The sequence below is a fragment of the Micromonospora globosa genome (assembly GCF_000717585.1).
GTDB lineage: Bacteria > Actinomycetota > Actinomycetes > Mycobacteriales > Micromonosporaceae > Micromonospora > Micromonospora aurantiaca.
Genome location: NZ_JNZR01000011.1, coordinates 124,536 through 148,418 on the forward strand (window position 1 = coordinate 124,536; position 23,883 = coordinate 148,418).

Sequence of the window (23,883 nt, forward strand, 5' to 3'; positions counted from 1 at the left end):
CCACTCCGCTCAGCCGAGCTGCGCGACCAGCTCCTCGACGCCGGTCACCGGCCGTTGGCAGACGAAGCCCCGGCAGACGTACGCGGCGGGCTTCCCGTCGACGAATGGCCGCCCGGCCAGCAGCGGCACGCCGGGCTGGTCCGGGGCGCCGGCCACCACCACCGCGCCGGGCGGGGCGTGGCGCCGGGCGGCGGCCACCAGCGGGTCGCCCTCCGGGTCGCCGGTCGCCACAGCGATCTCGTACGGCCCGGACAGCAGCGCCTCGCCGACGGTGGCGGCGTACCCGGTGAACCGGGCGTGCCTGTCGACGATCGGCGCGACTGTCGTCAGCGTCTTCTCGGCCGCCTCCCGGTAGCGGGTCTCGCCGGTCAGCGCCGCGTACGCCACGAGCGCCGCGACGATCGCCGACCGGCCCGACGGGGTCGCGTTGTCGGTCGGGTCGGCGGGCCGGGTGACCAGGCGCTCGGCGTCGTCGGCGGTGTCGTAGAAGGCGCCGTCCGGGCCGGCGAACCGGACCAGTGCCACGTCGAGCAGCTCACCGGCCAGCGTCAGCCATCGCCCCTCGCCGGTGAGCTGGTGCATCGCGCAGAACGCCTCGGCGACGCAGCCGTAGTCCTCCAGCACCCCGGCCGGCTGACCCACGACCTTGTCCCGGGAGACCCGGCGCAGCCGGCCGTCCACGAGATGCACGGTGGCCAGGTGCTCGGCGGCGTCCCGCATCGCACCGTCGGAGACGATGAGCACGCCGTCCATCAGGTTCGCGTCCTCGTCGTCGGGCGACACGAGCAGCGAGGCGACCTGCTGGAACTCCGCGATGGCGGTGATCGCGAGCCCGTTCCAGGCGGCCACCACCTTGTCGTCGCGGGCGGGCTGGGGCCGGGTGTCGCGGGCGGCCAGCAGCCGGCCCACCACGTCCTGCCAGCGGGCCCGCACCTCCGGGTCGGCGTCGTCGACGTCCCGGGCCAGCCGCAGCACGCTGGTGCCGTGCTCGAACGTGCCGTCGGCGGTGACCTCGAAGAGGTCCGCGGCGAAGCGGCCGTCGTCCTCCCCCAGCACCTCGACGAGCTGGTCGGGCGTCCAGACGTAGGTGAGCCCCTCGACGCCCTCGGTGTCCGCGTCGAGCGCGGAGGCGAAGCCCTCACCGGCGCGGTGCAGCTCGTCGGCGAGGAAGCGGGCGGTGTCGCGGGCCACCCGGCGGGCCAGCCGGTCGCCGGTGAGCCGCCAGAGCTGGGTGTAGACCCGCAGCAGCAGCGCGTTGTCGTAGAGCATCTTCTCGAAGTGCGGCACGGTCCAGTGGCCGTCCACCGAGTAGCGGGCGAAGCCACCGGCGAGCTGGTCGTTGAGGCCGCCGCGGGCCATCGCCTCGCAGGTGTGCCGGACGATCTCCAGGCTGCGCGCCGAGCCGGTGCGCTGGTGGTGCCGGAGCAGGAAGAGCAGGTTCATGTGCGGCGGGAACTTCGGTGCGCCGCCGAAACCGCCGTTCGTCTCGTCGTACTCCCCGGCGAGCCGGCTCGCGGCGGCGTCGAGCAGTTCGGCGGTGAGCGGGGCGGTGACGCCGCCGACGGCCTGCGCGCCGCCGATCGCCTCGACCACTGCGGTGCCCTGCCGCAGCACCGCCTCGCGCTGGTCGCGCCAGGCGGTGGCGACCGAGCCGAGCAGCCGGATGAAGTTGGCGCGGGGGAAGTACGTGCCGCAGAAGAACGGGGTGCCGTCCGGCGTGGCGAAGACGGTCATCGGCCAGCCGCCCTGCCCGGTCATCGCCTGGGTGGCGGTCATGTAGACCGCGTCGACGTCGGGGCGCTCCTCGCGGTCGACCTTGACGCAGACGAAGTCGTCGTTCATCAGCCGGGCGACTGCCTCGTTCTCGAACGACTCGTGGGCCATGACGTGGCACCAGTGGCAGGCCGCGTAGCCGACCGAGATCAGCACCGGCACGTCGCGCCGTTTCGCCTCGGCGAACGCCTCGTCGCACCAGGGCCACCAGTCGACCGGGTTGTCGGCGTGCTGGAGCAGGTAGGGCGACGTGGCCTCGGCGAGTCGGTTCACCACCCGACCTTAGCGAGCGCGCGGAGCCGGTGCGGCGCGAGTGCGGCGGCCGGGCCGGGGTCGTGGTCCCGGCCCGGCCGCCGTCTCACCGGGTCAGGGTGAGCGTCGAGGTGTCCCGCACGGTGAACTCGTTCCAGTACTCGAAGTCGCGGACCAGGATCTCGCTGACCGCCTGGGCGGTGCCGCGCTGGAACTTGACGTCGGCCGGGTAGGTGGTGGCCGACCACGGCACCACCTGGCCCGGAACGCACGGGATGTGGGGTGAGAAGTAGCCACGCACCATGCCCGCCTTCTTCTGTTCCTGGACGAGTTCGCCCGCGATGGAGAAGGAGTCCGCCCGGGTGCAGGTGATCGAGCCGCGGACGGTGGCGATGCCCTTGTTGTCCACCGTCGCGACCGGATCGACGGTCAGTGTGACGTCGAGCGCCGGCAGCGGCGGCGGGTTGCCGATGTGGACCTGGCCGCGCAGACCGCCGGTCGCGCCCTCGCACCGGATCTCGAAGGTGGCGTCGAAGCGCTCGACGTAGTCGAAGGGCCCCCACGCGGCGTCGAGGACCGTGAACGAACCGGTGCTCTGCGCGCAGGAGCGCCCCCAACCGCCGTTGTAGAGGCGGATGCCGGCCGTGCCGCTCCCGTCCGGCTGGCCGACGTTCTGGTAGGTGTCACCCGCCTTCAGCGGCTGGCCGGCCGGGGCGCTGATCTCCAGACGCCAGGTGTTGTCGGCGTCGCTCCAGAACTCCATCCCGAAGTGCTGCTGGTCGTGGCCCCACGCGTTCATCTCGTCGCCCGGTGTCGGTGCGGCGGAGCTGTAGGAGTAGGAGTTGCCGGCGGTGATCGGATCACCCGGCTCGCCGGTGACGGCGAACGACCAGGACTCCGCCGGCCGGGCCTGCGCCGGCGCGGGCATGACCAGGCCGGCGGCGCCGGTGGTCAACGCCATGGTCGAAGCGAGCAGGATCCGTCGCCAGGAACGTCTCATCGTCGTCCTCCCCGTGTGGACGTCAGCGGGGACGCCTGTCGTGCCCGCCGTGCCAGCAGCGTAGGACCGGCCGGGCGTCCTCCGCTGCCCCGTCCACGGCGGACGGACCGGTCAGGAGGCGCCGTCGGCGCGCAGCGGGAAGACGTTGCCCCGGGCCGCGTCGCGCAGCGACGCGAGCACTGCGGCGATCTTGTCGGCCGGCATCGGCTTGAAGAAGTGATAGCCCTGGGCGGCGGTGCAGCCCAGCTCGGCCAGCGCGGTGCGCTGCTCGGCGGTCTCGACACCCTCGGCCACCACCCGCAGGCCCAGTTCGTGGGCCAACCCGACGGTGGTCCGGACGATCGCCGCCGCCTCCGGCGAGTCGGCCATCCGGAGCACGAACGAGCGGTCGACCTTCAACTCGTCGACGGCGATGCGGGTGAGGAACGTCAGCGACGAGAACCCGGTGCCGAAGTCGTCCACGGCGAGCTGCACGCCCATGCCACGCAGCGTGGCCAGCACCTCGTCGATGACCTCCAGCTCACTCATCACCACCGTCTCGGTGATCTCCAGGACCAGCCGGTGCGGCGGCACCTGGTGGCGGCGCAGCGCCTCCTCGATCTCGGCGGGCAGCCGCGGGTCGAGCAGGCTGCGCGCGGACAGGTTCACCGAGATCGGGACGTCCAGCCCGTCCCGCGCCCATCCGGAGGCGACCTCCAGCGCCTTGTCCAGCACGTACCGGGTGAAGCTGCCGAGCTGCTCGCTGTTCTCCACCGGGCGGATGAAGTCGGCCGGGCCGAGCCAGCCCCGGCGCGGATGCCGCCACCGGATCAGCGCCTCCACCCCGGTCGGCGCGCCGGTCGCCAGGTCCACCGCCGGCTGCAACGCCAGCACCAGCTGGTCGTCGGCGGCGAGAGCCTCCCGCATCTCCGCGAGCAGCGCCAGGTGGTCGGTGCTCGCCGCGTCGCGGGAGCTGTCGTACGCGGCGACGCTGCCGCCGCCCTCCTTCGCCTGGTACATGGCGATGTCGGCGCGCCGCAGCAGCTCCGTCAGGTCGGCCGCGCCCGCGTCGGCGACCACGACGCCCACCGCGACCTCCACGGACATCCGCACCCCGGCCACCTCGGTCGGTGCGGCGAGGCGCTCGGCGACCTCCCGGGCCTGGCGCAGCGCGTACGCCAGCGGGGCCGTCCGGTCCTCGACCAGCGGCACCGAGGTCAACAGCAGCGCGAACTCGTCGCCGCCGAGGCGCCCGAGCAGGTCACCCGGCCGGGTCAGCGCGGCGAGCCGGTTGGAGGTGAGCCGCAGCAACTGGTCGCCCGCCGAGTGCCCGAGCGTGTCGTTGACCTCCTTGAACTGGTTCACGTCAAGCAGCAGCAGGGCCACCGGGTGGTCGTGCGCGCGCTGCCGCAGCGCCTGGTCCCCCTTGGCCAGCAGCGCCGCCCGGTTGAGCAGTCCGGTGAGCTGGTCGTGCACCGCGTCGTACGACGAGCGGGCGGTGACCAGCCGCAGCTCCCGGTGCGTGGCGGCGTCGTGCAGGGCGGCGGCCAGCGCGTCGCCGAAGGCCGCCACGCCGTCGCGTTCCCGGGCGCTCGGCGGGGCGGACCGGGCGAACCGCACCCGCAGGCGGCCGACGTCGGCGGATCCCACGGCGAGGCGGCGCACCAGTTCGTGCTCCCCCGCGTCGGCGCCGGCGGACGGCTCCACCTCCCGGTCGCGTACCTGCCCGCCGCGGTCGGCCCGGTAGCGGCGCCAGCGTCCCTCGCCCCGGGCCACGTCGACCTCGACCAGTTCCGCGCCGAACAGGGTGAGCGCGCCGGTCACCGCGGCGGTCGCCACGCCGCGCTCGTCGAGCTGGTTGAGTGCGGCGGTGGCCTCGGCGAACGCCCGCCAGGTACGCCGCTCCTGGTCGGCCCGGAGCCGGTGGCGGTAGGTCTGCTGGAGCAGCCAGAGCGGCGGCGGCAGGAGCAGCAGCCAGCGCGCGTCGAGTTCGAGCAGCGCGACGACCACCAGGCCGACCGCCACGTTGCCGACGAACATGAGCAGCTTGCCGCGCAGCGCGGCGAGCAGCGGCGGACCGATCGCGATGCCGTGCCGCAGGGCGAGCGTGACGGCGCCCAGGAAGGCGGTGGTGAGCAGGTACGTGACCGCGGCGGCGGTGAGCGTGAGCGCCAGCTCCGGGGTGGGCGCGGCGAGCAGCGGCGGGCCGAGCGCGGTGGCCACCGCGGCGGCGAGCGCGGTGGCGGCGGTGAGCGAACCGGCGATCGCCACCAGTTCCAGCGCCGGACGGCGGTCGGAGACCATCGACATCACGGTCCAGGCGGCGCCCACGCCCAGCAGGGCCGCGGCCGGGAGCCAGCCCGCCGGCACCAGCCAGAGGCAGACCACGAGCGCGGCCTCGCCCCAGGTGATGCTCACCATGCCCGACGCGGTACGGAAGCGCAGCCGGGCGAGCTGGGCCACCGCGAACGCGACGATGGCGATGCCGAAGCGTGCCGGACCGGGCAGCGGGTGGTCGGCCGGCAGGTGGGACGGGACGGTGAGGCCGAGCGCGGCGGCGAGCAGACCGGTCAGCGCGACCGCGACGGTGAGCAGGACGACGCCCACCGGTGTCCCGCGCAGGCCGATCCGGTCGGGGGAACGGTCGGCCGGCTCGGTGGTCACGGGGCCGCCCCGTCGACGGGTCGGGCCGGGGCATGGTCGGGGGCCGGTGCTGTCTTCGACATCGGCGTCCCCCTTCCGCGCAGGGTCCGGGGCCTGACGGTCCCCCCGGCGGAAGGCTAAGCCAAAGCCGGTGGTCGCAACAGGGGGCGACAACCGGCTTCGACGTGATTCACGCGGTGTTCAGCTGTTCCGGTGCTGCTGGGAGCCGTTGGGCGCATTCGTCGGTGAATCCTGCTCGACGAGCCCGTCTGTCGGATCGGCGACTGCGGAATCGGCCCGGCCGGGGGTGCCCTGCTGCGGGAAGCGGTCGGGCAGCCGGCGCAGCCGGGCGTTCATGTTGCGGATCAGCAGGACGGTGACGGTGGCCAGCGCGACGATGAGGAAGAGGCCCATCGGACCGGCCAGACCACCCGTACGGGTGTCACCGAAGTTGTTCTGCGCGAGCACCTCGACGGTGGTCAGCATGGTGTTCCTCCGATGTGCGACTGAGCACCAGGGTAGACCCCGGCCGGGTCAGTGGGCACGGCACGCCTCTCGTACGCCGGCGAACAGGTCGGACTCGGGCAGCGGGCTGTCGACCAGCGAGCGGGCGAGCTGGAAGTCCTCCGTCGGCCAGGCGCGCTTCTGCAACTCCATCGGCACCTGGAACCAGAAGCCGTCCGGGTCGATCTGGGTGGCGTGCGCGCGCAGCGCGTCGTCGCGGACCGGGAAGTAGTCGGCGCACTCGACCCGGGTGGTGATCCGGGCGCCCTTGTCGGGGCGCTCGTCCCAGCGCTTCATCCACTCGCCGTACGGCGACTCGAGCCCGGCGGCGAGCACCGCCTCGTGCAGGCTCATGATCTTGGCGCGGGAGAAACCCACGTCGTAGTACAGCTTCAGCGGCTGCCACGGCTCGCCCAGCTCGGGGTGGCGGTCCGGGTCACCGGCCGCGTCGAACGCCGCCACGGTGATCTTGTGGGTCATGATGTGGTCGGGGTGCGGGTAGCCGCCCTCCTCGTCGTACGTGGTGACGACGTGCGGGCGGAACTGCCGCATCAGGCGCACCAGCGGCGCGGCTGCGACGTCCACGTCCTGGAGGGCGAAGCAGCCCTCCGGCAGCGGCGGCAGCGGGTCGCCCTCGGGCAGCCCGGAGTCGACGAAACCGAGCCATGCCTGCTCGACGCCGAGGATGGCCCGGGCGGCGTCCATCTCGGCCCGCCGGATGTCACCGATGTTCGCCCAGACGTCGGGGCGGTCCATCTTGGGGTTGAGCACACTGCCCCGCTCGCCACCGGTGGCGGTGACGACCAGGACGTCCACCCCCTCGGCGACGTATTTCGCCATGGTGGCGGCGCCCTTGCTCGACTCGTCGTCGGGATGGGCGTGCACCGCCATGAGACGCAGCTGTTCTGCCACCTTCGGCGCTCCTCGTCTGTGCCCGCCGACCGACCCCCGGGCCGGCCGGCTGACCTGCCGGAATCTCCCCCCGCGCCCGCGAAAGCCCCCGTGACGGCCGGTCGGGGGCCGCCACCGGAGTGGCCAGGGCCACGCCCGCCGGTCCAGGCCGACCTGCCATCCTTGACTCAGCGCCGGGCTGGGAAGATGGACCTAGCCATTCTTGCCGATGCCGCCGACAACAACGCCAGGAGATACCCGCCGGTGAGCGAGACGCACGCCACAGTCGCCGCGAAGGCACCGGTCTTCCCGCCGGGCCGCTACGGCCGCCGCCGGGAGCCGGGGCGCCGCCGGCCGGTCCTGCTCGCCCTGACGGTGACGGTCATGCTCGCCGTCCTCGGCCTGGGCGCGGCGAAGCTCTACTACCAGTACGGCGACCCGGAGTACCAGGGCGAGATGATCAGCTACACCGACATCACCGACTCCCGGGTGGTGGTCGACTTCCGGGTCACCGTGCCGCCGGGCGGCTCCGCCACCTGTCTGCTGCGGGCCCGCTCCCACGACGGGGCCCAGGTGGGCAGCGCCGAGGCCACCGTGACCGCGGAGCCCGGCCAGCGCCACATCCGGACCCGGCAGGAGGTCCCCACGAGCGCCCGGCCGTTCATCGGCGAGGTCCTGCGCTGCCGGCCCGCCGGCTGAGCCGGACCGCCGGCGAGTCGCCGGCCACCGCACCCCGGTCCCGCCGCCGGCACCCGGGGTGATTGATCACACCTCGACGCGACCCGCACTGGTAGCCTTGCAAGTTCACCTGTCAGCCAGTCCGCACCAATCGAGGAGACCGCCTGTGTCCACAAATGGAAACGAGGCGCCCGCCACCTGGCTGTCCCAGGACGCCTACGACCGTCTGCAGGCCGAGCTCGACGAGCTGATCGCCAACCGACCGGTCATCGCCGCCGAGATCAACGCCCGGCGCGAGGAGGGCGACCTGCGGGAGAACGGCGGCTACCACGCCGCCCGCGAGGAGCAGGGCAAGGCCGAGGGCCGCATTCTCTACCTCAAGGAGCTGCTGCGCACCGCCAAGGTCGGCGAGGCGCCGGACACCGACGCGGTGTCGCCGGGCATGGTCGTGAAGATCTACTTCGACGACGACGCCGACGACAGCGAGACCTTCCTGCTCGGCTCCCGGGAAATCGCCTCCACCACCGACCTCACGGTCTACAGCCCCGAGTCCGCGCTCGGCAAGGCCATCCTCGGCGGCAAGGCAGGGCAGACCTGCACCTACACGGCGCCCAGCGGCGCCGATATCAAGGTGACCATCGTCTCCTTCGAGCCGTACAGCGGCTGACCCCTCCGGACCCGCGCCGGACGGCTCGGGTCCCGAACCCGACCGAGGCTGACAGGCCCTCCTCGGACCCGAGCCGCACACCCGAACGCCCCGACCGGATCATCCGGCCGGGGCGTTCGCGTTCCGCCGAGCGCTCAGCCCTCGCCGGTGAAGACCACCTGGTAGCCGCTGGCCCGCAGCGCGCTGATCAGCGTGTCCGAGTGCTCCACCCCGCGGGTCTCCACGGACAGGGCCACCTCCACCTCGCCGAGGCGCAGGTGCGGGTTGGCGCGCTGGTGCACCACGTCCACCACGTTGGCCCGGTGCTCGGCGATCTCGCTCAGCAGGGAGGCGAGCTGGCCGGGCCGGTCCGTGCAGCGCACGGTGATCCGCAGGAACCGGCCTGCCGCCGCCAGGCCGTGCTCGATCACCCGGAGCATGAGCAGCGGATCGATGTTGCCGCCGGAGAGCACCGCGACGACCGGCGCGGTCACCTCCACCGCGCCGGCCAGCAGCGCCGCCACGCCGACCGCGCCGGCCGGCTCGACCACCTGCTTGCCGCGTTCCAGCAGCATCAGCAACGCCCGGGAGATGTCCTCCTCGGAGACCGTGACGACGTCGTCGACGAGCTTGCGGACATGGGTGAAGGTCAGCTCGCCCGGACGGCCGACCGCGATCCCGTCGGCGATCGTCGCGAACGAGGGCAGCCGCAGCGGCTCGCCGGCCCGCAGCGAGGGCGGGAAGGCGGCGGCGCTCGCCGCCTGGACCCCGATCACGCGTACGTCGGGACGCAGCGCCTTGGCCGCCACCGCCATGCCCGAGACCAGGCCGCCGCCGCCCACCCCGGTCACGATGGTGCGCACGTCCGGGCACTGTTCGAGGATCTCCAGCGCCACGGTGCCCTGCCCGGCGATCACGTCCGGGTGGTCGAACGGGTGGATGAACACCGCTCCGGTCCGCTCGGCGAAGGTCTGCGCCGCGACGAGCGACTCGTCCACCGTGTTTCCGACCAGCTCGATCTGCGCACCGTACCCCTTTGTCGCGGCGACCTTCGGCAGCGGCGCGTTCACCGGCATGAAGACGGTGGCGTGCGCGCCGACCAGCCCGGCGGCGAGCGCCACCCCCTGGGCGTGGTTGCCGGCGCTCGCCGCGACCACGCCGCGGGCCCGCTCCTCGGCCGAGAGCCGGGAGATCCGCACGTACGCACCGCGCACCTTGTACGACCCGGCGCGCTGGAGGTTCTCGCACTTGAGCCAGACCGGCCCGCCGAGCGCGGCGCTGAGCGGCCGCGACGGCTCCAGCGGGGTGGTACGGGTGACACCGGCGAGCAGTTCCCGCGCGGCCTGTACGTCGGCGAGACCGACCAGTTCCGTCATGCCCCGATCGTGCCACCCGGGGTGGGCGGAACCTGCGGCGACGTCGGCGCAACCGGCATCGGCGCGGCGGGCGCGGGCCAGCCCGGTCGGCCGGGCCAGACCGGCTGCCCGGGCCACACGGGCACGGCCCGGGAGAGCCGGTCCTGCTGGGCGGCGGAGATCCGGCGGACCAGCACGACGAACGCGATCCCGGCGACCAGGCAGGCCACCGCCGGCACCAGCCGCGGCGCGAGCGCGTCCTCGTAGAAGCGCACGTACGTGGCGAACTCCGCGTCGTTGCGGGGCAGCTCGGTCAGCCGGTCGTAGCGCTGCTGCTCGGCCCGCGCGACGAACCGGTCGCCGATCAGGAACACCAGCCAGCTCGCCCACCACACCCCGACCAGCCACGACTGGCGGCGCTGCCACACGCTGTTGCGGAGCAGGTCGGCGAGCACCCGGGCCGGTACGACGAGGTTGGCCAGCGGCACCAGCCACCCCGCGATCGCCCACGCCGGGCTCAGGTTCGGCACCGCGCCCGGGAACGCGTCCAGGTTCTTGCGCGCCCGCCAGGTCCAGATCACCACGAGCGTCCCCGCAGTCAGGAGCGCGAGCAGGTAGGGCACCGAGAACAGCACCTCGGCCAGCACCGCGCCGAGCAGCACGTCCCGGTCGAGCTGCTCGGCGGCCGAGCGGGCCATCCGCACACCCACGAGCGGGAACAGGGCGGTGAGCAGGTAGCACAGAGTGGCGGCACCGACCGCGGACGCGCCGGCCACGGCCAGTCCGCGCACCCCGTACGTGGGCACGCCGGGGCTCACCGCGGGCTGACCGACTCGGGTGCCGCAGCGCCGGCACTCCTCATAGGCCGGGGACGTGGCGTCGCCGCAGGTCTGGCAGTGCATCGGGGACCGTCCGAGGTGGTGAGCGCGACAGGGGTGCGCACACGCTAGACGATCACCCGGCGGCCGGCGACCCCGTTCCGACGCGGGGATAGCCGGGGGCGTGCCGGGCCCACGGCGCCTGCAACTCGAACTGGCCGGCCACTCCGAGCAGCAGCAGTTCGGAGCCGGGCGGGCCGACGAACTGCACACCGACCGGCAGGCCGTCCGGGCGGCGGCCGACCGGCACCACGATCGATGGCAGCCCGGCGATGTTCCACGGCGCCGCGTACGGGGCGTACCTGATGTTGGTCGACATGTTCGCCAGCCAGGAGCGGCCGGACCACCCGGCGGCCTCCGGCGGCGGCCCGGCCAGCGCCGGGGTGAGCAGCAGGTCGATCGAGTTGTCCGCGAAGAAGTGCACGGACCGTTCGCGCCAGGCGGCCCGGTCGGCCTCCCGCACGTACCCCCGGCGCTGCGCCCACTCGCCGAGCCTGACGTGCCGGCGGCTGCGTCGCTGGAGTTGACGCGGCGCCACCCCGGCGGCGCGCACGTCGGCGGCGGCCGCCGCGAACCAGGTGGCGATGCCCTGGAGGCCGAGCCGGGTCGGGTAGACCGGGTCGGCGGGCACGGTGTCGTGACCGGCGGCGGCCAGCAGCCGGCCGGCGGCGGCGACCGCGTCCCGGTTCGGCGCGTCCGGCGAGACGCCGCGTACCGGCGAGCGCAGCGAGACGCCAACCCGCAGCCGCTCCGGCGGGACCAGCTTGTCCGGCCGGCGGCCGGCCAGCACCGAGAAGCCGACCACCGCGTCGGCGACGGTGCTGGTCAGCATGCCGTGCTCGGTGAGGCCGAACCAGTCGTCCGCGCCGAGCTGGCAGGGCACCACGCCCCGGCCGGGCTTGAGCCCGACCAGGCCGCAGCAGGCCGCCGGGATGCGGATCGACCCGAGACCGTCGTTGCCGTGGGCCATCGGCACCAGCCCGGCGGCCACCGCGGCGGCCGCGCCGCCGGACGAGCCGCCGGGGGTACGCGCCGGATCCCACGGGTTGCGGGTCACAGCGGTGTCGTCGTCGGTGAGGGCCCACAGGCCCAGCTCCGGCATCCGGGTGACGCCGAGGATGACAGCGCCCGCGCCGCGCAGCCGCCGGACCACCTCGTGGTCGGCCTCCGCCACCTCGGTACGCATCGCGGCCGACCCGTTCCAGGTGGGCAGGCCGGCCACCGGCGTGTTCTCCTTGACCGCCACCGGCACCCCGGCGAGCGGCAGGTTCGCCAGTTCCTCCTGCTCGTCGACCTTCTCCGCCTCGGTGATCGCCTCGCCGCCGCGTACCGTGCGGAACGCGCCCAGCTCGGCGTCGACCCGGGCGACGTGGTCCAGGTGGTCGGCGACGACCTGGGTGGCGGAGACGTCGCCACGGCGTACCGCCCGGGCGATCTGTTTCGCGGTCGTCCCGACCCAGGTCGTCGGCAAGATGTCCGGCACTGCCACCCTCCCCAACCAGCGGTCAGCCCAGGGCCTGCTCCAGATCGGCGAGCAGGTCGTCGACCGTCTCGATGCCGACAGACAGTCGCACGAGATCGCCGGGAACTTCAAGCGGCGAGCCCGCAGCGCTTGCGTGTGTCATCCGGCCCGGGTGCTCGATCAGGGACTCGACGCCGCCGAGCGACTCGGCGAGCACGAACAACCGGGCCCGGTTGCAGATCTGGACGGCGTGCTCCTCGCCGCCCGCCGCGCGGAACGAGATCATGCCGCCGAACCGGCGCATCTGCTTGGCGGCCACCTCGTGGCCGGGGTGCGAGGGCAGGCCCGGGTAGACGACCTGGGCGACCTTGGCGTGTCCGTCCAGGTAGGCCGCGATCCGCTCGGCGTTGTCGCAGTGCCGGTCCATCCGTACCCCGAGGGTCTTGATGCCGCGCAGGGTGAGCCAGGCGTCGAACGGCCCGTTGACCGCGCCCATCGCGTTCTGGTGGTAGCGCAGCTCCTCGCCGAGCGTGCGGTCCGCCGCGACGAGCGCGCCGCCGACCACGTCGGAGTGCCCGCCGACGTACTTGGTGGTGGAGTGCACCACCACGTCCGCGCCGAACGCGATCGGCTGCTGGAGGTACGGCGAGGCGAACGTGTTGTCGACCACCAGCAACGCGCCGGCGTCGTGCGCCACCGCGGCGAGCGCGGCGATGTCGGCGATGCCGAGCAGCGGGTTGGTCGGCGTCTCCACCCAGACGATCCTGGTGGTGCCCGGGCGGATCGCGGCACGCACGGCGTCCGGGTCGGAGACCTTCGCCGGGGTGTACGACAGGCCCCAGCGCTCGGCCACCTTGGCGAACAGCCGGTACGTGCCGCCGTACGCGTCGTCCGGGATCACCACGTGGTCGCCCGGCTTGCAGACGGTCCGCAGCAGCGTGTCCTCGGCGGCCAGGCCGCTGGCGAAGGCGAGCGCCACCGGGCCGCCCTCCAGCGCGGCCAGGCACTCCTGGAGCGCGTCGCGGGTGGGGTTGCCGGAGCGGCTGTACTCGTAGCCCTCGCGGGGCGCGCCGACGGCGTCCTGGGCGTACGTGCTGGTCTGGTAGATCGGCGGGATCACCGCACCGGTGCGGGCCTCCGGGTCCTGACCGGCGTGGATGGCGAGTGTCTCGAAGCCGTGGCTCATGCCGCAGACGTTAGCCCCCCGCTCGCTCCCGCTCTCGTCAACCCGGCGCGAGTCACAACCGCGAAGGTGTCGGGGTGGTCGGCCATACTGGTCCGGTGAGTACGACCGAGGCGCTGCTCCGCCAGGACTGGCCTCGTATTCGACAGTTGACCGCGCGCCGGGTGATCCAGCTGTGGGAGCGGCGACCGCCCGACCTCGCCCCACTGCCGGCTTCTCGTCGATCATGAGGTTGACGGCGGTCACGGTCCGATTTGTCGCCGCCAACCTCATGATCACGCTCGCCCGGAGGTGGGGTGGCCGGGTGGGGCCCAGGGTGAGCTCGTGAGCGGGTGTGTGTTCTGCGGGATCGTGGCGGGCGAGGTGCCGGCCTTCCGGGTGACCGACGAGCCGGACGGCGTCGCGTTCCTCGACACCCGGCCGGTGTTCAAGGGCCACGTGCTGGTGGTGCCCCGCACCCACCTGGTCACCCTGTCCGACCTGCCCGCCGACGCGCTGCCCGGCTACTTCCGGCTGGTGCAGCGCATCGCCGTGGCCGTGGAGTCCGGTCTGGGCTCCGGTGGGACGTTCGTGGCGATGAACAACCGGGTGTCCCAGTCCGTACCGCACCTGCACACCCACGTGGTGCCCCGGACCAAGGGCGACGGGCTGCGCGGCTTCTTCTGGCCGCGTACGCGGTACGCCGACGACGCCGAGGCGACGGAGTTCGCCGGGCGGATCTCGGCGGCGCTGGCCTGACGCCGACGTGGGCGGGTAAGGAACCCGGGGCCGACGATGTTGCACACGCTGGGAAAGCCAAGAGAGGAGTCCCACCGTGTTCCTCCGCCGCATGAAGGCCGAAATGATCTCTCCTGACCAGGCCCTGCCGGGCCGCCCGATCGCGATGCCGATCGCCGACCGGCACGAGGTGCTGCCGTCCTCGCTGAAGGGCCCGTTCCCCGAGGGCGCGCAGGTCGCCGTCTTCGGCATGGGCTGCTTCTGGGGCGCCGAGCGGCTGTTCTGGACCCTCCCCGGCGTGATCACCACGTCGGCCGGTTACGCGGGCGGGTACACCACCAACCCGACGTACGAGGAGGTCTGCTCGGGCATGACCGGGCACGCCGAGGTGGTCCAGGTGGTCTACGACCCGTCGAAGATCGCCTACGAGGACCTGCTCAAGGTGTTCTGGGAGAACCACGACCCGACCCAGGGCATGCGCCAGGGCAACGACGTGGGCACCCAGTACCGCTCGGCGATCTACACCACGACCGACGAGCAGCTCGCCGCCGCCAAGGCGTCGCGGGACGCGTTCGCGCCGATCGTGGAGCGGGCCGGCAAGGGTGAGATCACCACCGAGATCGCGCCGCTCGGCGACTACTACTTCGCCGAGGACTACCACCAGCAGTACCTGGCTCCGACGAAGAACCCGAACGGCTACTGCAACCACGGACCGAACGGGCTGAGCTGCCCGGTCGGCGTGGCCCGCACCGCGTAGCCAGACCCGAGCACTGCCCCACTCGGGCCCTCGTCCTCCAGGGACGAGGGCCCGAACGCACTGCGGTCAATCGGTGGCTCGGGGATGGCCGGTGCCGGCGTGCTTGATCCAGCAGGTCCGGGTCTGGTCATCGACCAGGTACCAGACGCGGCCGCCGGCGGTGACCTCGTACTGCCACTGCGGCAGGGCCCTACCGTTGTGCACCGCAGTGGCGAGGGAACCCTTGAGGGGGTGCTGGCGGCTGGTCGGCGGGGACGGGCAGGGGTGCGCCTCGATCGCGTCGAACGCGCCGCGAGTGTTGGCCGCAGCCTGCCGGCACAGCTCCTCCCAGCCCTTGGCCGCGTCATTGGTGGCGAACCGCAGGGTGTACCCACCTGGCCGGGGTGGCGGGGCGGCGCGGTCGCCGCGCTTCGCGCTCACTCGTCGGTCGGGCGCGTGACCGGCCCGAAGTCGTCGGCGCTGGGCGCGGCCAGGATCCGATGCAGATCGGGATCGGCGTGAACCTCGGCGGTGTGCCGCCATTCCGCGAGCAGCTGGGACACCGCCGCGGTGCTGCCGACGGCCGCTGCGGCCTCGGCCGTGGCGATGAACTCGTCGGTCATCTGCTCGGCGTCCCCCTGCGGCAGGAACCGCATCCAGGGCAGCACGGTCGGAAGCGTCTCGCGGACCAGGGCCGGCTCTCGCCGCGCCAGGCCGGCCAGCAGCCGCGCGGTCAAATCGACCACCTCCCCCTCGGCCTCTGCCCGTTCGGCGGACATCAGCACCAGGTCGGCGGCGTCGCGGCGACGTAGCCGCAGTGCCCGAGTACGAGCCAGCCGCTCCGCGGTTTCCGTCGGCTGGCGCAGCAACTCGGAGAACGGCACGGACTCCAAGGGCATCGACATGACATCAACACTACTTCAGAAGTAGCGCGCTGCGGCATTCCTCACACCCTCGCGGGAGCCGAATCCCGACATCGGGTGGAGCGAGGCAGGAACCGAAGGCGTGACAGGTGACCACCCTGCGTGACGGCGCATCGTAGCAAGCTGTCACACGTTCGTCATCGTCTCAACAGGCGAACTGCAACAAGCTCTGGCAGCATTGGCTCGTATGTGCGGACTTGCGGGAGAGTTCCGCCGTGACGGTTCACGCGCCGACGTCTCGGCCGTGGAGCGGATGGCGGCCACGATGAGTGACCGAGGGCCCGACGACAGCGGCGTCTGGTCGCAGGGCCCGACCGCGCTGGGACACCGGCGCCTGAAGATCATCGACCTGTCCGCGGCGAGCGGCCAACCCATCGTGGACGCCGCCGCCGGGCTCACCGGTGTCTTCAACGGCTGCATCTACAACTATCGAGAGCTGCGCGCCGAGCTGCAGGCCAAGGGCCACCGGTTCTTCTCGTCCGGTGACAGCGAGGTCGTGGTCAAGGCGTACGCCGAGTGGGGTCTCGACTTCGTCGACCACCTGATCGGCATGTTCGCGGTGGCGATCAGCGAGCGCGACACCGGTCGCCTGGTGCTGGCCCGGGACCGCCTCGGCATCAAGCCGCTCTACCTGGCCGAGAGCCCCGGCGTGGTGCGGTTCGCCTCGACCCTGCCGGCGCTGCTCGCCGGTGGCGGCATCGACACCACCATCGACCGGGTGGCGCTCGCCCACTACCTGAGCTTCCACAGCATCGTGCCGCCGCCGCGCACGATCCTGGCCGGCGTCACCAAGCTGCCGCCGGCCACGGTCCGGGTGTACGAGGCGGACGGCTCCACCCACGAGCGGGTGTACTGGGATCCGGCGTTCAGCCGCGCCGCCGAGCGGGCCGGCTGGTCCGAGCGGGACTGGCAGGACGCGCTGCTCGACTCGCTGACCACAGCCGTACGCCGCCGCATGGTGGCCGACGTGCCGGTGGGCGTGCTGCTCTCCGGCGGCCTCGACTCCAGCCTGGTCGTCGCGCTGCTCGCCGGCGAGGGGCAGGCCCGGTCCGGCCTGGCCACGTTCTCCATCGGCTTCGACGCGGTCGGCGGCCGGGAGGGCGACGAGTTCGTCTACTCCGACCTGGTCGCGAAGACGTTCGGCACCGACCACCACCAGATCCGGGTGCCCACCGGTGACCTGCTGCCGCCGCTGGAATCCGCCGTCGCGGCCATGAGCGAACCCATGGTCAGCCACGACTGCGTGGCGTTCTGGCTGCTCAGCCAGGAGGTCGCGCGGCACGTCAAGGTGGTGCAGTCGGGCCAGGGCGCGGACGAGATCCTCGGTGGCTACCACTGGTACCCGCCGCTCGCCGGGGTGGACCGGGAGCAGGCGCTCGAGACGTACGCGAAGGCGTTCTTCGACCGCGACGCGGCCGGACTGGCCCGGGTGCTCAACCCGGCGTGGCTGGCCGACGGCGACCCGGCGCGGGAGTTCGTGGCCGCGCACCTGGGCCACGCGGGCGCGCAGACCGCCGTCGACGCGGGCCTGCGGATCGACACCCAGGTCATGCTGACCGACGACCCGGTGAAGCGGGTCGACAACATGACCATGGCGCACGGGCTGGAGGCCCGGGTGCCGTTCCTCGACCACGAGTTCGTCGAGCTGGCCGCGAGCTGCCCGCCGGAGCTGAAGCTGGCCCAGGGCGGCAAGGGCGTACTCAAGGAGATCGGGCGCCGGGTCCTGCCGCACGAGGTCATCGACCGGCCCAAGGGCTACTTCCCGGTGCCCGGACTCACCCACCTGGAGGGCAAGCTCCTCGACCGGGTACGCGACGCGCTGACCGCGCCCGAGGCGCGCCGTCGCGACCTGTTCCGCGCCGACTACGTCGACGCGCTGCTCGCCGACCCGAATGCCGAACTGACCCCGTTGAACGGAAACAAGCTGTGGCAACTGGGACTCCTGGAAATGTGGCTCCAGAGCCACGGAATCGACTGACCGTGACGGACACCCTCGCCACCGGAACGGCGCGTACCGACCGGGAACGGGTGCTGGGCCGGCGCCGGGAACTCACCGGCCCCGGCGGTGACCCGGTCGCACCGGGTACGCCGGAGCCGCGGCAGCCGGAGACCGCGTCCGCCGACGCCTCGGGCGTGGTGCTGGACTGCGGCTGGGGCCGGCTGGTGTTCGGGCAGACGTTCGACGACCAGGTGCACGTGGCCGACGTGCTGCGCTCCGAGGCGGTCGGCGCCCGTGACATCTGCATCTACCTGCGCGACCCGCACGTGCTGGTGTCCCGGCTGCCGGACGAGCTGTTCATCGACCCGTCGCTGACGTACCGGCTGCCGCTGGGCGAGAAGCGGCCCGCCGCCACCGAGGGTGGCGAGGTCCCCGGGCTGACCGTCCGGCCGCTGCGCGACGCCGCCGACGCCGAGGCGGTGAACCGGATCTACGCGCGCAACGGCATGGTCACCGCACCGGTCGAGGTGCTGGTGGACAACGCCGGCACGGACCGGTTCCTGCACCTGGTGGCCGAGGACACCACGGGTGAGGTGGTCGGCACCATCACCGGCGTGGACCACGTCGCGGTCTTCGGCGACCCGGAGAAGGGCGCCAGCCTGTGGTGCCTCACAGTCGACTTCAACACCGCCCCGCCCGGCACCGGGCAGGCGCTGCTCACCGCGCTCGCCGACCGGCTCGACGAGCGCGGCCGGGCGTTCGTGGACCTGTCCGTGCTGGCCGAGAACTCGGGCGCGATCCGGCTGTACGAGCGCCTCGGCTTCCACCGCACCGGCACGCTCTGCGTGAAGCGGAAGAACCCGATCAACGAGCGCCTGTTCCTGCCCGCCATGCCCGAGGGGTACGACGAGCTGAACCCGTACGCGAAGATCGTCGCGGACGAGGCGATGCGCCGCGGCATCCGGGTCGAGGTGACCGACCCGCACTGGGGTGAGCTGAAGCTGACCACCGGCGGCCGGACCATCCACACCCGCGAGTCGCTGTCGGAGCTGACCTCGGCGGTGGCGATGAGCCGCTGCGACGACAAGCGGGTGACCCGGCGCATCCTCACCGAGGCGGGGCTGTCGGTGCCGCGCGGGCGTACCGCCACCGGTGAGCCCGACGACGTGGCGTTCCTGAACGATGTGGGTCCGGTGGTGGTCAAGCCGGCGCGGGGCGAGCAGGGCAACGGCATCACCGTCGGCGTGCGTACGCCGGAGGCCCTCACCGCGGCCGTCGAGCTGGCCCGCCGGTTCTGCCCGGACGTGCTGATCGAGGAGCTGCGCGCGGGCGAGGACCTGCGGGTCGTGGTGATCGACCACGAGGTGGTCGCCGCCGCGGTGCGTCGGCCCGCGCAGATCACGGGCGACGGCGTGCACGACATCACCGAGCTGATCGAGCGGCAGAGCCGGCGCCGGGCGGCGGCCACCGGCGGTGAGTCCCGCATCCCGGTCGACGACATGACCCGTGAGGTGGTGGCGGAGGCCGGGTACCGGATGCACGACGTGCTCCCGGAGGGCGAGGTGCTGGCGGTCCGGCGGACGGCCAACCTGCACACCGGCGGCACGATCCACGACGTGACAGCCGAGCTGCACCCGGCGATCGCCGAGGCGTGCGTCACTGCCAGCCGGGCGCTGGACATCCCGGTCACCGGGCTGGACCTGCTGGTCCCCGCCCCCGACCGGCCGGAACACGTGTTCATCGAGGCGAACGAGCGGCCCGGACTGGCCAACCACGAGCCGCAGCCGACCGCCGAGCGCTTCGTCGACCTGCTCTTCCCGGGTACCCGGGCACCGCAGCGACTCTGGTCGCCGGCCGGTGCGGCAGGCTCTGGGGCATGACCGCACGCAAACCCCAACCGCTCAAGCTCGACCTCGACTACCTCCGCCAGGTGCTGGTGGAGCTGCTGGAGATCCCCAGCCCGTCGGGGCGCACCGACCACATCCAGCAGTACGTGGGCGAGCGGCTCTCCGCGATCGGGATCAGCTCCACGCTGACCCGTCGCGGGGCGCTGAGCGCCTGTCTGCCCGGCCCCCGGTCGACCGGCGCCGACCGGGCCGTGGTGGTGCACACCGACACCATCGGTGGCATGGTGAAGCGGCTCAAGGAGAACGGCCGGCTGGAGGTCAACCCGATCGGTACGCACAGCGCCCGCTTCGCCGAGGGCGCCCATGTGCGGATCTTCACCGACGACCTGGACCGGGTGGTCACCGGCCAGGTGCTGCCACTGAAGGCGAGCGGCCACCGCTACAACGAGGCGGTCGACCTCCAGGGCGTCGGCTGGGAACTGGTCGAGGTGCGGGTGGACGAGCCCGTACACGACGAGGCCGGGCTGCGGGCGCTCGGCATCGACGCCGGGGACTTCGTCGCGTTCCTGCCCAACCCGACCATCACCCCGAACGGGTACGTCAAGTCCCGGCACCTGGACGACAAGGCGGGCGTGGCGGCGGTGCTGACCGCGTTCAAGGCGATGGTCGACGCCGGTGTCACCCCGGCGGTCACCGCGCACCTGCTGGTCACCGTCACCGAGGAGATCGGTCATGGCGCCAGCCACGGGCTGGACCCGGACGTCGCGGAGATCGTCTCGGTGGACGCGGCTGTGGTCGCGCCGGGCCAGCAGTCCCGGGAGACCGCCGCGACGCTGGCGATGGGCGACGGGGTCGGCCCGTTCGACTACCACCTGACCCGCAACCTCGCCTCGATCGCCAAGGAGCACGGCGTCGACCTGGTCCGCGACGTGTTCGACTACTACCGCTCGGACGTGGCCGCCGCGGTCGAGGCCGGGGCGCACGCCCGGGTGGCGCTGCTCGGCTTCGGCGTGGACGCCACCCACGGCCACGAACGCACCCACCTCGACGGTCTGCACCAGCTCACCCAGCTGCTCTGCCTCTACCTCCAGAGCCCGCTGGTCTTCCCCGAGTGGGACGCCGAGCCGGAGGGCGACCTGGCCGACTTCCCGTCGCTCGCAGTGCAGCCGGCGAATGAAGAGGGCCCGCGCGAGGGCCCGATCGGCCTGGACTGACGCCTGTGATCGAAATCCGTTGCCGCGGCCGCCGGGAAGTGGATAGCGTGGCGGTACACGGGAAAGGAGGTGGTCCAGACTTGTATAGCAATCGGACTCGTGAGGTGGCTGTCCGCTAGCCGCTGTCCTCGACAGTGAAAACTCGTCCGCCGCGAGGCGGGCATGCACGATCGTCGAGACCGTGTGGCAGCGGTGCGGCGAAACCACGACAGCCACCCGACCCCCGGGGTGCCGGCCCAGTCCAGCCGGCCCGCGCGTGAGCGCGGAAGCCCCGGGGGTCGCTTTTTGCCTTCCGGAGGATGCCGTGTCCATGCGTGAGCTGGTGGTGCTCGGTACGGCCAGCCAGGCCCCGACCCGGCAACGCAACCACAACGGCTACCTGCTGCGCTGGGACGACGAGGTGATCCTCTTCGACCCGGGCGAGGGCAGCCAGCGGCAGATGCTGCACACCGGGGTCACCGCCACCGACCTGACCCGGATCTGCGTCACCCACTTCCACGGCGACCACTGCCTCGGCCTGCCCGGCATGATCCAGCGGCTCTCGCTCGACCGCGTACCGCGCCCGGTGGCTGTGCACTTCCCGGCCGGCGGCGCCGAGTACTTCGCCCGGCTGCGCCACGCCTCCAGCTTCTACGAGACCGCCGAACTCGCCGTCGAGCCGATCGACGCCGACGGGCAGCGGATCACGCTGGGCATCGGCAGGCTGGAGGCCCGCCGGCTGCGGCACCCGATCGAGACGTACGGGTACCGCCTGGTCGAGCCGGACGGCTGCCGGATGCTGCCGGAGCGGCTGGCCGCGTACGGCATCGCCGGTCCGGACGTGGGACGGCTGCTGCGCGACGGGCACCTGGACCGCGACGGACGCCGCGTCACCCGGGACGAGGTGAGCGTGACCCGGCCGGGGCAGCGGTTCGCGTTCGTGATGGACACCGGGCTCTGCGACGGCGTGTACGCGCTGGCCGAGCACGCCGACCTGCTGGTGATCGAGTCGACGTTCCTGGAGTCCGAGGCGGCGCTCGCCGCCGAGGTCGGGCACCTCACCGCCGGTCAGGCCGCGCGGGTGGCGGCCGAGTCGGGGGTACGCACGCTCGTGCTCACCCACTTCTCCCAGCGGTACGCCGACCCGCGCCGGTTCCACGACGAGGCCCGGGAGCACTTCTCCAGTGATCTGGTGATCGCCGAGGATCTCCAGACGGTGCAGGTGCCGCCCCGGCGGGTACCGTCGCCCGGGTGACGATCTCCCTACGTTCCGCGACCGAGGCCGACCTGATGGCGGTCGGCGCCCTGCACCAGCGTTCACGGACGGCGGCGTACTCGTCGTTCCTGCCGCCCGAGGCGCTGGCCGACCCGACGCCCGAGGCGATGGGCCGTTACTGGGTGGAGCGGCTGACCTGGGAGGGCGCCGACCACCGGATGACGGTGGCCGAGCGGGACGGGCGGCTGGTGGGCTTCAGCTACCTCGGGCCGGACGACGAGGGCGACCCGGCGACCGGGCTGCTCAACGCGATCCACCTGGAGCCGTCCGAGCGCGGCCGGGGCACCGGGCGGGCGCTGATGGTGGACGCGCTCGACGCGATGCGGGCCCGGGGATGGACGCGCGCGGTGCTGTGGGTGCTGCGGGACAACGCCGTCGCGCGGGGGTTCTACGAGCGCGGCGGCTGGACCGCCACCGGTGAGCAGCGGGACGAGCACATCGGCCGCGCGCTCGTCCCCCAGCTCCGCTACGCCCGCCGCTTGTAAGGAAGGGCCCCTTCTTAACGCCTCCGGTAGAGGAAGGGCCCCCTTTTAACACCGAGTGTTAAAAGGGGGCCCTTCCTTACACCGCAGGGTCAGCGGGCGCCGAGGTGGGCCAGCAGGTCCTGGCGGGTCAGCACGCCCTTGGGCTTGCCGTCGACCAGCACCAGCGCCGCGTCCGCCTTCTCCAGCAGTCCGACCGCCTCGCTCACCGGCTGACCGCCGCCGATCATCGGCAGCGGCTCGCCCATGTGCCGCTCGATCGTGTCGTGCAGGTGGGCCTGGCCGGTGAACAGCGCGTCGAGCAGGTCCTTCTCGGCGATCGAGCCGGCCACCTCACCGGTCACCACCGGCGGCTCGGCCTTGAGCACCGGGAGCTGGGAGACCCCGTACTCGCGCATGTAGTCGATGGCGTCGCGGACCGTCTCGGTCGGGTGCACGTGCACCAGCTCGGGCAGGCCACCGGGCTTGCCGGTGAGCGCGTCGGCGACGGTCGGCTCGGTGCCCGAGTCGTCAAGGAAGCCGTACCGGGCCATCCACTTGTCGTTGAAGATCTTCGACAGGTAGCCCCGGCCGCCGTCCGGCAGCAGCACCACGATCACGTCGTCCGGGCCGGCCTTGCGGGCCACCTCCAGCGCGCCCACCACTGCCATGCCGCAGGAGCCGCCGACCAGCAGACCCTCCTCGCGGGCCAGCCGGCGGGTCATCTCGAAGGACTCCTTGTCCGACACCTCGACGATCTCGTCGGCGATCCCCCGGTCGTACGTCTCCGGCCAGAAGTCCTCACCGACGCCCTCGACCAGGTACGGCCGGCCGGTGCCGCCCGAGTAGACCGAGCCCTCCGGGTCCGCGCCGATCACCTTGACCCGGCCCTCGGACGCCTCCTTGAGGTAGCGGCCGATGCCGGAGATGGTGCCGCCGGTGCCGACGCCCGCGACGAAGTGGGTGATCTTCCCCTCGGTCTGCCGCCACAGCTCCGGACCGGTGGTCTCGTAGTGCGAGCGCGGGTTGGCCGGGTTGCTGTACTGGTTGGGCTTCCACGCGCCGGGGATCTCCCGGGCCAGCCGGTCGGAGACGTTGTAGTAGGAGCGCGGGTCCTCCGGCGCGACGGCGGTCGGGCAGACCACCACCTCGGCGCCGTACGCGCGCAGCACGTCCTGCTTGTCCTGGCTGACCTTGTCGGGGCAGACGAAGACGCAGCGGTAGCCCTTGAGCTGGGCCACCAGGGCCAGCCCGACGCCCGTGTTGCCGCTGGTCGGCTCCACGATCGTGCCGCCCGGCCGCAGGATGCCCGCCTTCTCGGCGTCCTCCACCATGCGCATCGCGATCCGGTCCTTGACCGAGCCGCCCGGGTTCACATACTCCACCTTCGCCAGCACGGTGGCCTGAATGCCCTCGGTGACGTTGCGCAGGCGTACCAGCGGGGTGTTGCCGATCAGCTCGACGACGTTGTCGTAGTACTGCACCTCGTTGTGCCCTTCGTCGCGCCGCCGTCGTGGGGCGGTCGGTCAGCCGTCAGTTCGCCGACC

Annotated in this window: 21 protein-coding genes; 9 read left to right on the top strand and 12 right to left on the bottom strand. The window is 72.8% G+C overall.

The window, feature by feature from the left end:
- Positions 1-9: 9 nt before the first annotated feature.
- From IF06_RS0113125 to mca, 5 genes are all read right to left on the bottom strand, one after another.
- Positions 10-2,046, bottom strand: coding sequence for a thioredoxin domain-containing protein (locus IF06_RS0113125; RefSeq protein WP_030271216.1), 2,037 nt, complete (start codon positions 2,044-2,046; stop codon positions 10-12).
- Between the two features lie 85 nt (positions 2,047-2,131).
- Positions 2,132-3,025 (bottom strand): hypothetical protein, encoded by an 894-nt coding sequence (locus tag IF06_RS0113130; RefSeq protein ID WP_013474072.1) that lies wholly within the window; start codon positions 3,023-3,025, stop codon positions 2,132-2,134.
- A gap of 111 nt (positions 3,026-3,136) precedes the next feature.
- Entirely contained in the window at positions 3,137-5,668 is a 2,532-nt protein-coding gene (locus IF06_RS0113135) for a putative bifunctional diguanylate cyclase/phosphodiesterase (protein ID WP_030271218.1), read from the bottom strand.
- A gap of 180 nt (positions 5,669-5,848) precedes the next feature.
- Positions 5,849-6,133, bottom strand: a complete 285-nt coding sequence (locus IF06_RS0113140) for a hypothetical protein (RefSeq protein ID WP_013284136.1) — start codon at positions 6,131-6,133, stop codon at positions 5,849-5,851.
- 48 nt (positions 6,134-6,181) lie between these two features.
- A complete protein-coding gene (gene mca, locus IF06_RS0113145; protein WP_013284135.1) occupies positions 6,182-7,063 on the bottom strand; it encodes a mycothiol conjugate amidase Mca in 882 nt (293 codons plus the stop codon).
- A gap of 243 nt (positions 7,064-7,306) precedes the next feature.
- Between mca and IF06_RS0113150 the strand changes: the two genes are divergently transcribed.
- Positions 7,307-7,741: a DUF4307 domain-containing protein gene (locus IF06_RS0113150; protein ID WP_013474070.1), complete on the top strand. Its 435-nt coding sequence runs from the start codon at positions 7,307-7,309 to the stop codon at positions 7,739-7,741.
- A gap of 145 nt (positions 7,742-7,886) precedes the next feature.
- Complete coding sequence (greA, locus tag IF06_RS0113155) at positions 7,887-8,387, top strand: transcription elongation factor GreA (protein ID WP_013284133.1); 501 nt, start codon at positions 7,887-7,889, stop codon at positions 8,385-8,387.
- A gap of 134 nt (positions 8,388-8,521) precedes the next feature.
- Here greA and ilvA read toward each other — a convergent pair whose 3' ends face one another.
- From ilvA to IF06_RS0113175, 4 genes are all read right to left on the bottom strand, one after another.
- The gene (gene ilvA / locus IF06_RS0113160) at positions 8,522-9,742 is read right to left on the bottom strand and encodes a threonine ammonia-lyase (protein WP_013284132.1); all 1,221 of its coding nucleotides are present in this window, start codon (positions 9,740-9,742) and stop codon (positions 8,522-8,524) included.
- Positions 9,739-10,527 (bottom strand): DUF4328 domain-containing protein, encoded by a 789-nt coding sequence (locus IF06_RS0113165; protein WP_232236674.1) that lies wholly within the window; start codon positions 10,525-10,527, stop codon positions 9,739-9,741. Before IF06_RS0113165 ends, ilvA begins: the two co-directional genes overlap by 4 nt.
- A gap of 148 nt (positions 10,528-10,675) precedes the next feature.
- Positions 10,676-12,088, bottom strand: coding sequence for an amidase (locus IF06_RS0113170; protein ID WP_030271225.1), 1,413 nt, complete (start codon positions 12,086-12,088; stop codon positions 10,676-10,678).
- A 16-nt stretch (positions 12,089-12,104) separates the two neighbouring features.
- Positions 12,105-13,247 (bottom strand): cystathionine gamma-synthase, encoded by a 1,143-nt coding sequence (locus tag IF06_RS0113175; protein WP_013284129.1) that lies wholly within the window; start codon positions 13,245-13,247, stop codon positions 12,105-12,107.
- A gap of 321 nt (positions 13,248-13,568) precedes the next feature.
- Here IF06_RS0113175 and IF06_RS0113180 point away from each other — a divergent pair, with 321 nt between their 5' ends.
- A complete protein-coding gene (locus IF06_RS0113180) occupies positions 13,569-13,982 on the top strand; it encodes an HIT family protein (protein ID WP_013474065.1) in 414 nt (137 codons plus the stop codon).
- Positions 13,983-14,058: 76 nt separating this feature from the next.
- Positions 14,059-14,718, top strand: coding sequence for a peptide-methionine (S)-S-oxide reductase MsrA (gene msrA / locus IF06_RS0113185; protein WP_013474064.1), 660 nt, complete (start codon positions 14,059-14,061; stop codon positions 14,716-14,718).
- Positions 14,719-14,784: 66 nt separating this feature from the next.
- On the opposite strand, the gene IF06_RS0113190 is transcribed toward msrA, so the two are convergent.
- On the bottom strand, positions 14,785-15,138 hold the full coding sequence (locus IF06_RS0113190) for a hypothetical protein (RefSeq protein WP_030271227.1): 354 nt from the start codon (positions 15,136-15,138) through the stop codon (positions 14,785-14,787).
- A complete protein-coding gene (locus IF06_RS0113195) occupies positions 15,135-15,602 on the bottom strand; it encodes a hypothetical protein (RefSeq protein WP_013474063.1) in 468 nt (155 codons plus the stop codon). The genes IF06_RS0113190 and IF06_RS0113195 overlap by 4 nt, the downstream gene beginning before the upstream one ends.
- 205 nt (positions 15,603-15,807) lie before the next feature.
- Here IF06_RS0113195 and IF06_RS0113200 point away from each other — a divergent pair, with 205 nt between their 5' ends.
- The 5 genes from IF06_RS0113200 to IF06_RS0113220 all read left to right on the top strand — a co-directional run bounded on the left by IF06_RS0113200 (position 15,808) and on the right by IF06_RS0113220 (position 22,360).
- Positions 15,808-17,598 (top strand): N-acetylglutaminylglutamine amidotransferase, encoded by a 1,791-nt coding sequence (locus IF06_RS0113200; RefSeq protein ID WP_030271229.1) that lies wholly within the window; start codon positions 15,808-15,810, stop codon positions 17,596-17,598.
- A gap of 2 nt (positions 17,599-17,600) precedes the next feature.
- A complete protein-coding gene (gene ngg / locus IF06_RS0113205; protein ID WP_013284125.1) occupies positions 17,601-19,439 on the top strand; it encodes an N-acetylglutaminylglutamine synthetase in 1,839 nt (612 codons plus the stop codon).
- Complete coding sequence (locus tag IF06_RS0113210; RefSeq protein WP_013474062.1) at positions 19,436-20,620, top strand: osmoprotectant NAGGN system M42 family peptidase; 1,185 nt, start codon at positions 19,436-19,438, stop codon at positions 20,618-20,620. The genes ngg and IF06_RS0113210 overlap by 4 nt, the downstream gene beginning before the upstream one ends.
- 304 nt (positions 20,621-20,924) lie before the next feature.
- On the top strand, positions 20,925-21,854 hold the full coding sequence (locus IF06_RS0113215) for a ribonuclease Z (protein ID WP_030271232.1): 930 nt from the start codon (positions 20,925-20,927) through the stop codon (positions 21,852-21,854).
- Positions 21,851-22,360 (top strand): GNAT family N-acetyltransferase, encoded by a 510-nt coding sequence (locus IF06_RS0113220; protein WP_030271234.1) that lies wholly within the window; start codon positions 21,851-21,853, stop codon positions 22,358-22,360. The genes IF06_RS0113215 and IF06_RS0113220 overlap by 4 nt, the downstream gene beginning before the upstream one ends.
- An 89-nt stretch (positions 22,361-22,449) precedes the next feature.
- Here IF06_RS0113220 and IF06_RS0113225 read toward each other — a convergent pair whose 3' ends face one another.
- Complete coding sequence (locus tag IF06_RS0113225) at positions 22,450-23,820, bottom strand: cystathionine beta-synthase (RefSeq protein ID WP_013474059.1); 1,371 nt, start codon at positions 23,818-23,820, stop codon at positions 22,450-22,452.
- Positions 23,821-23,883 lie beyond the last annotated feature (63 nt).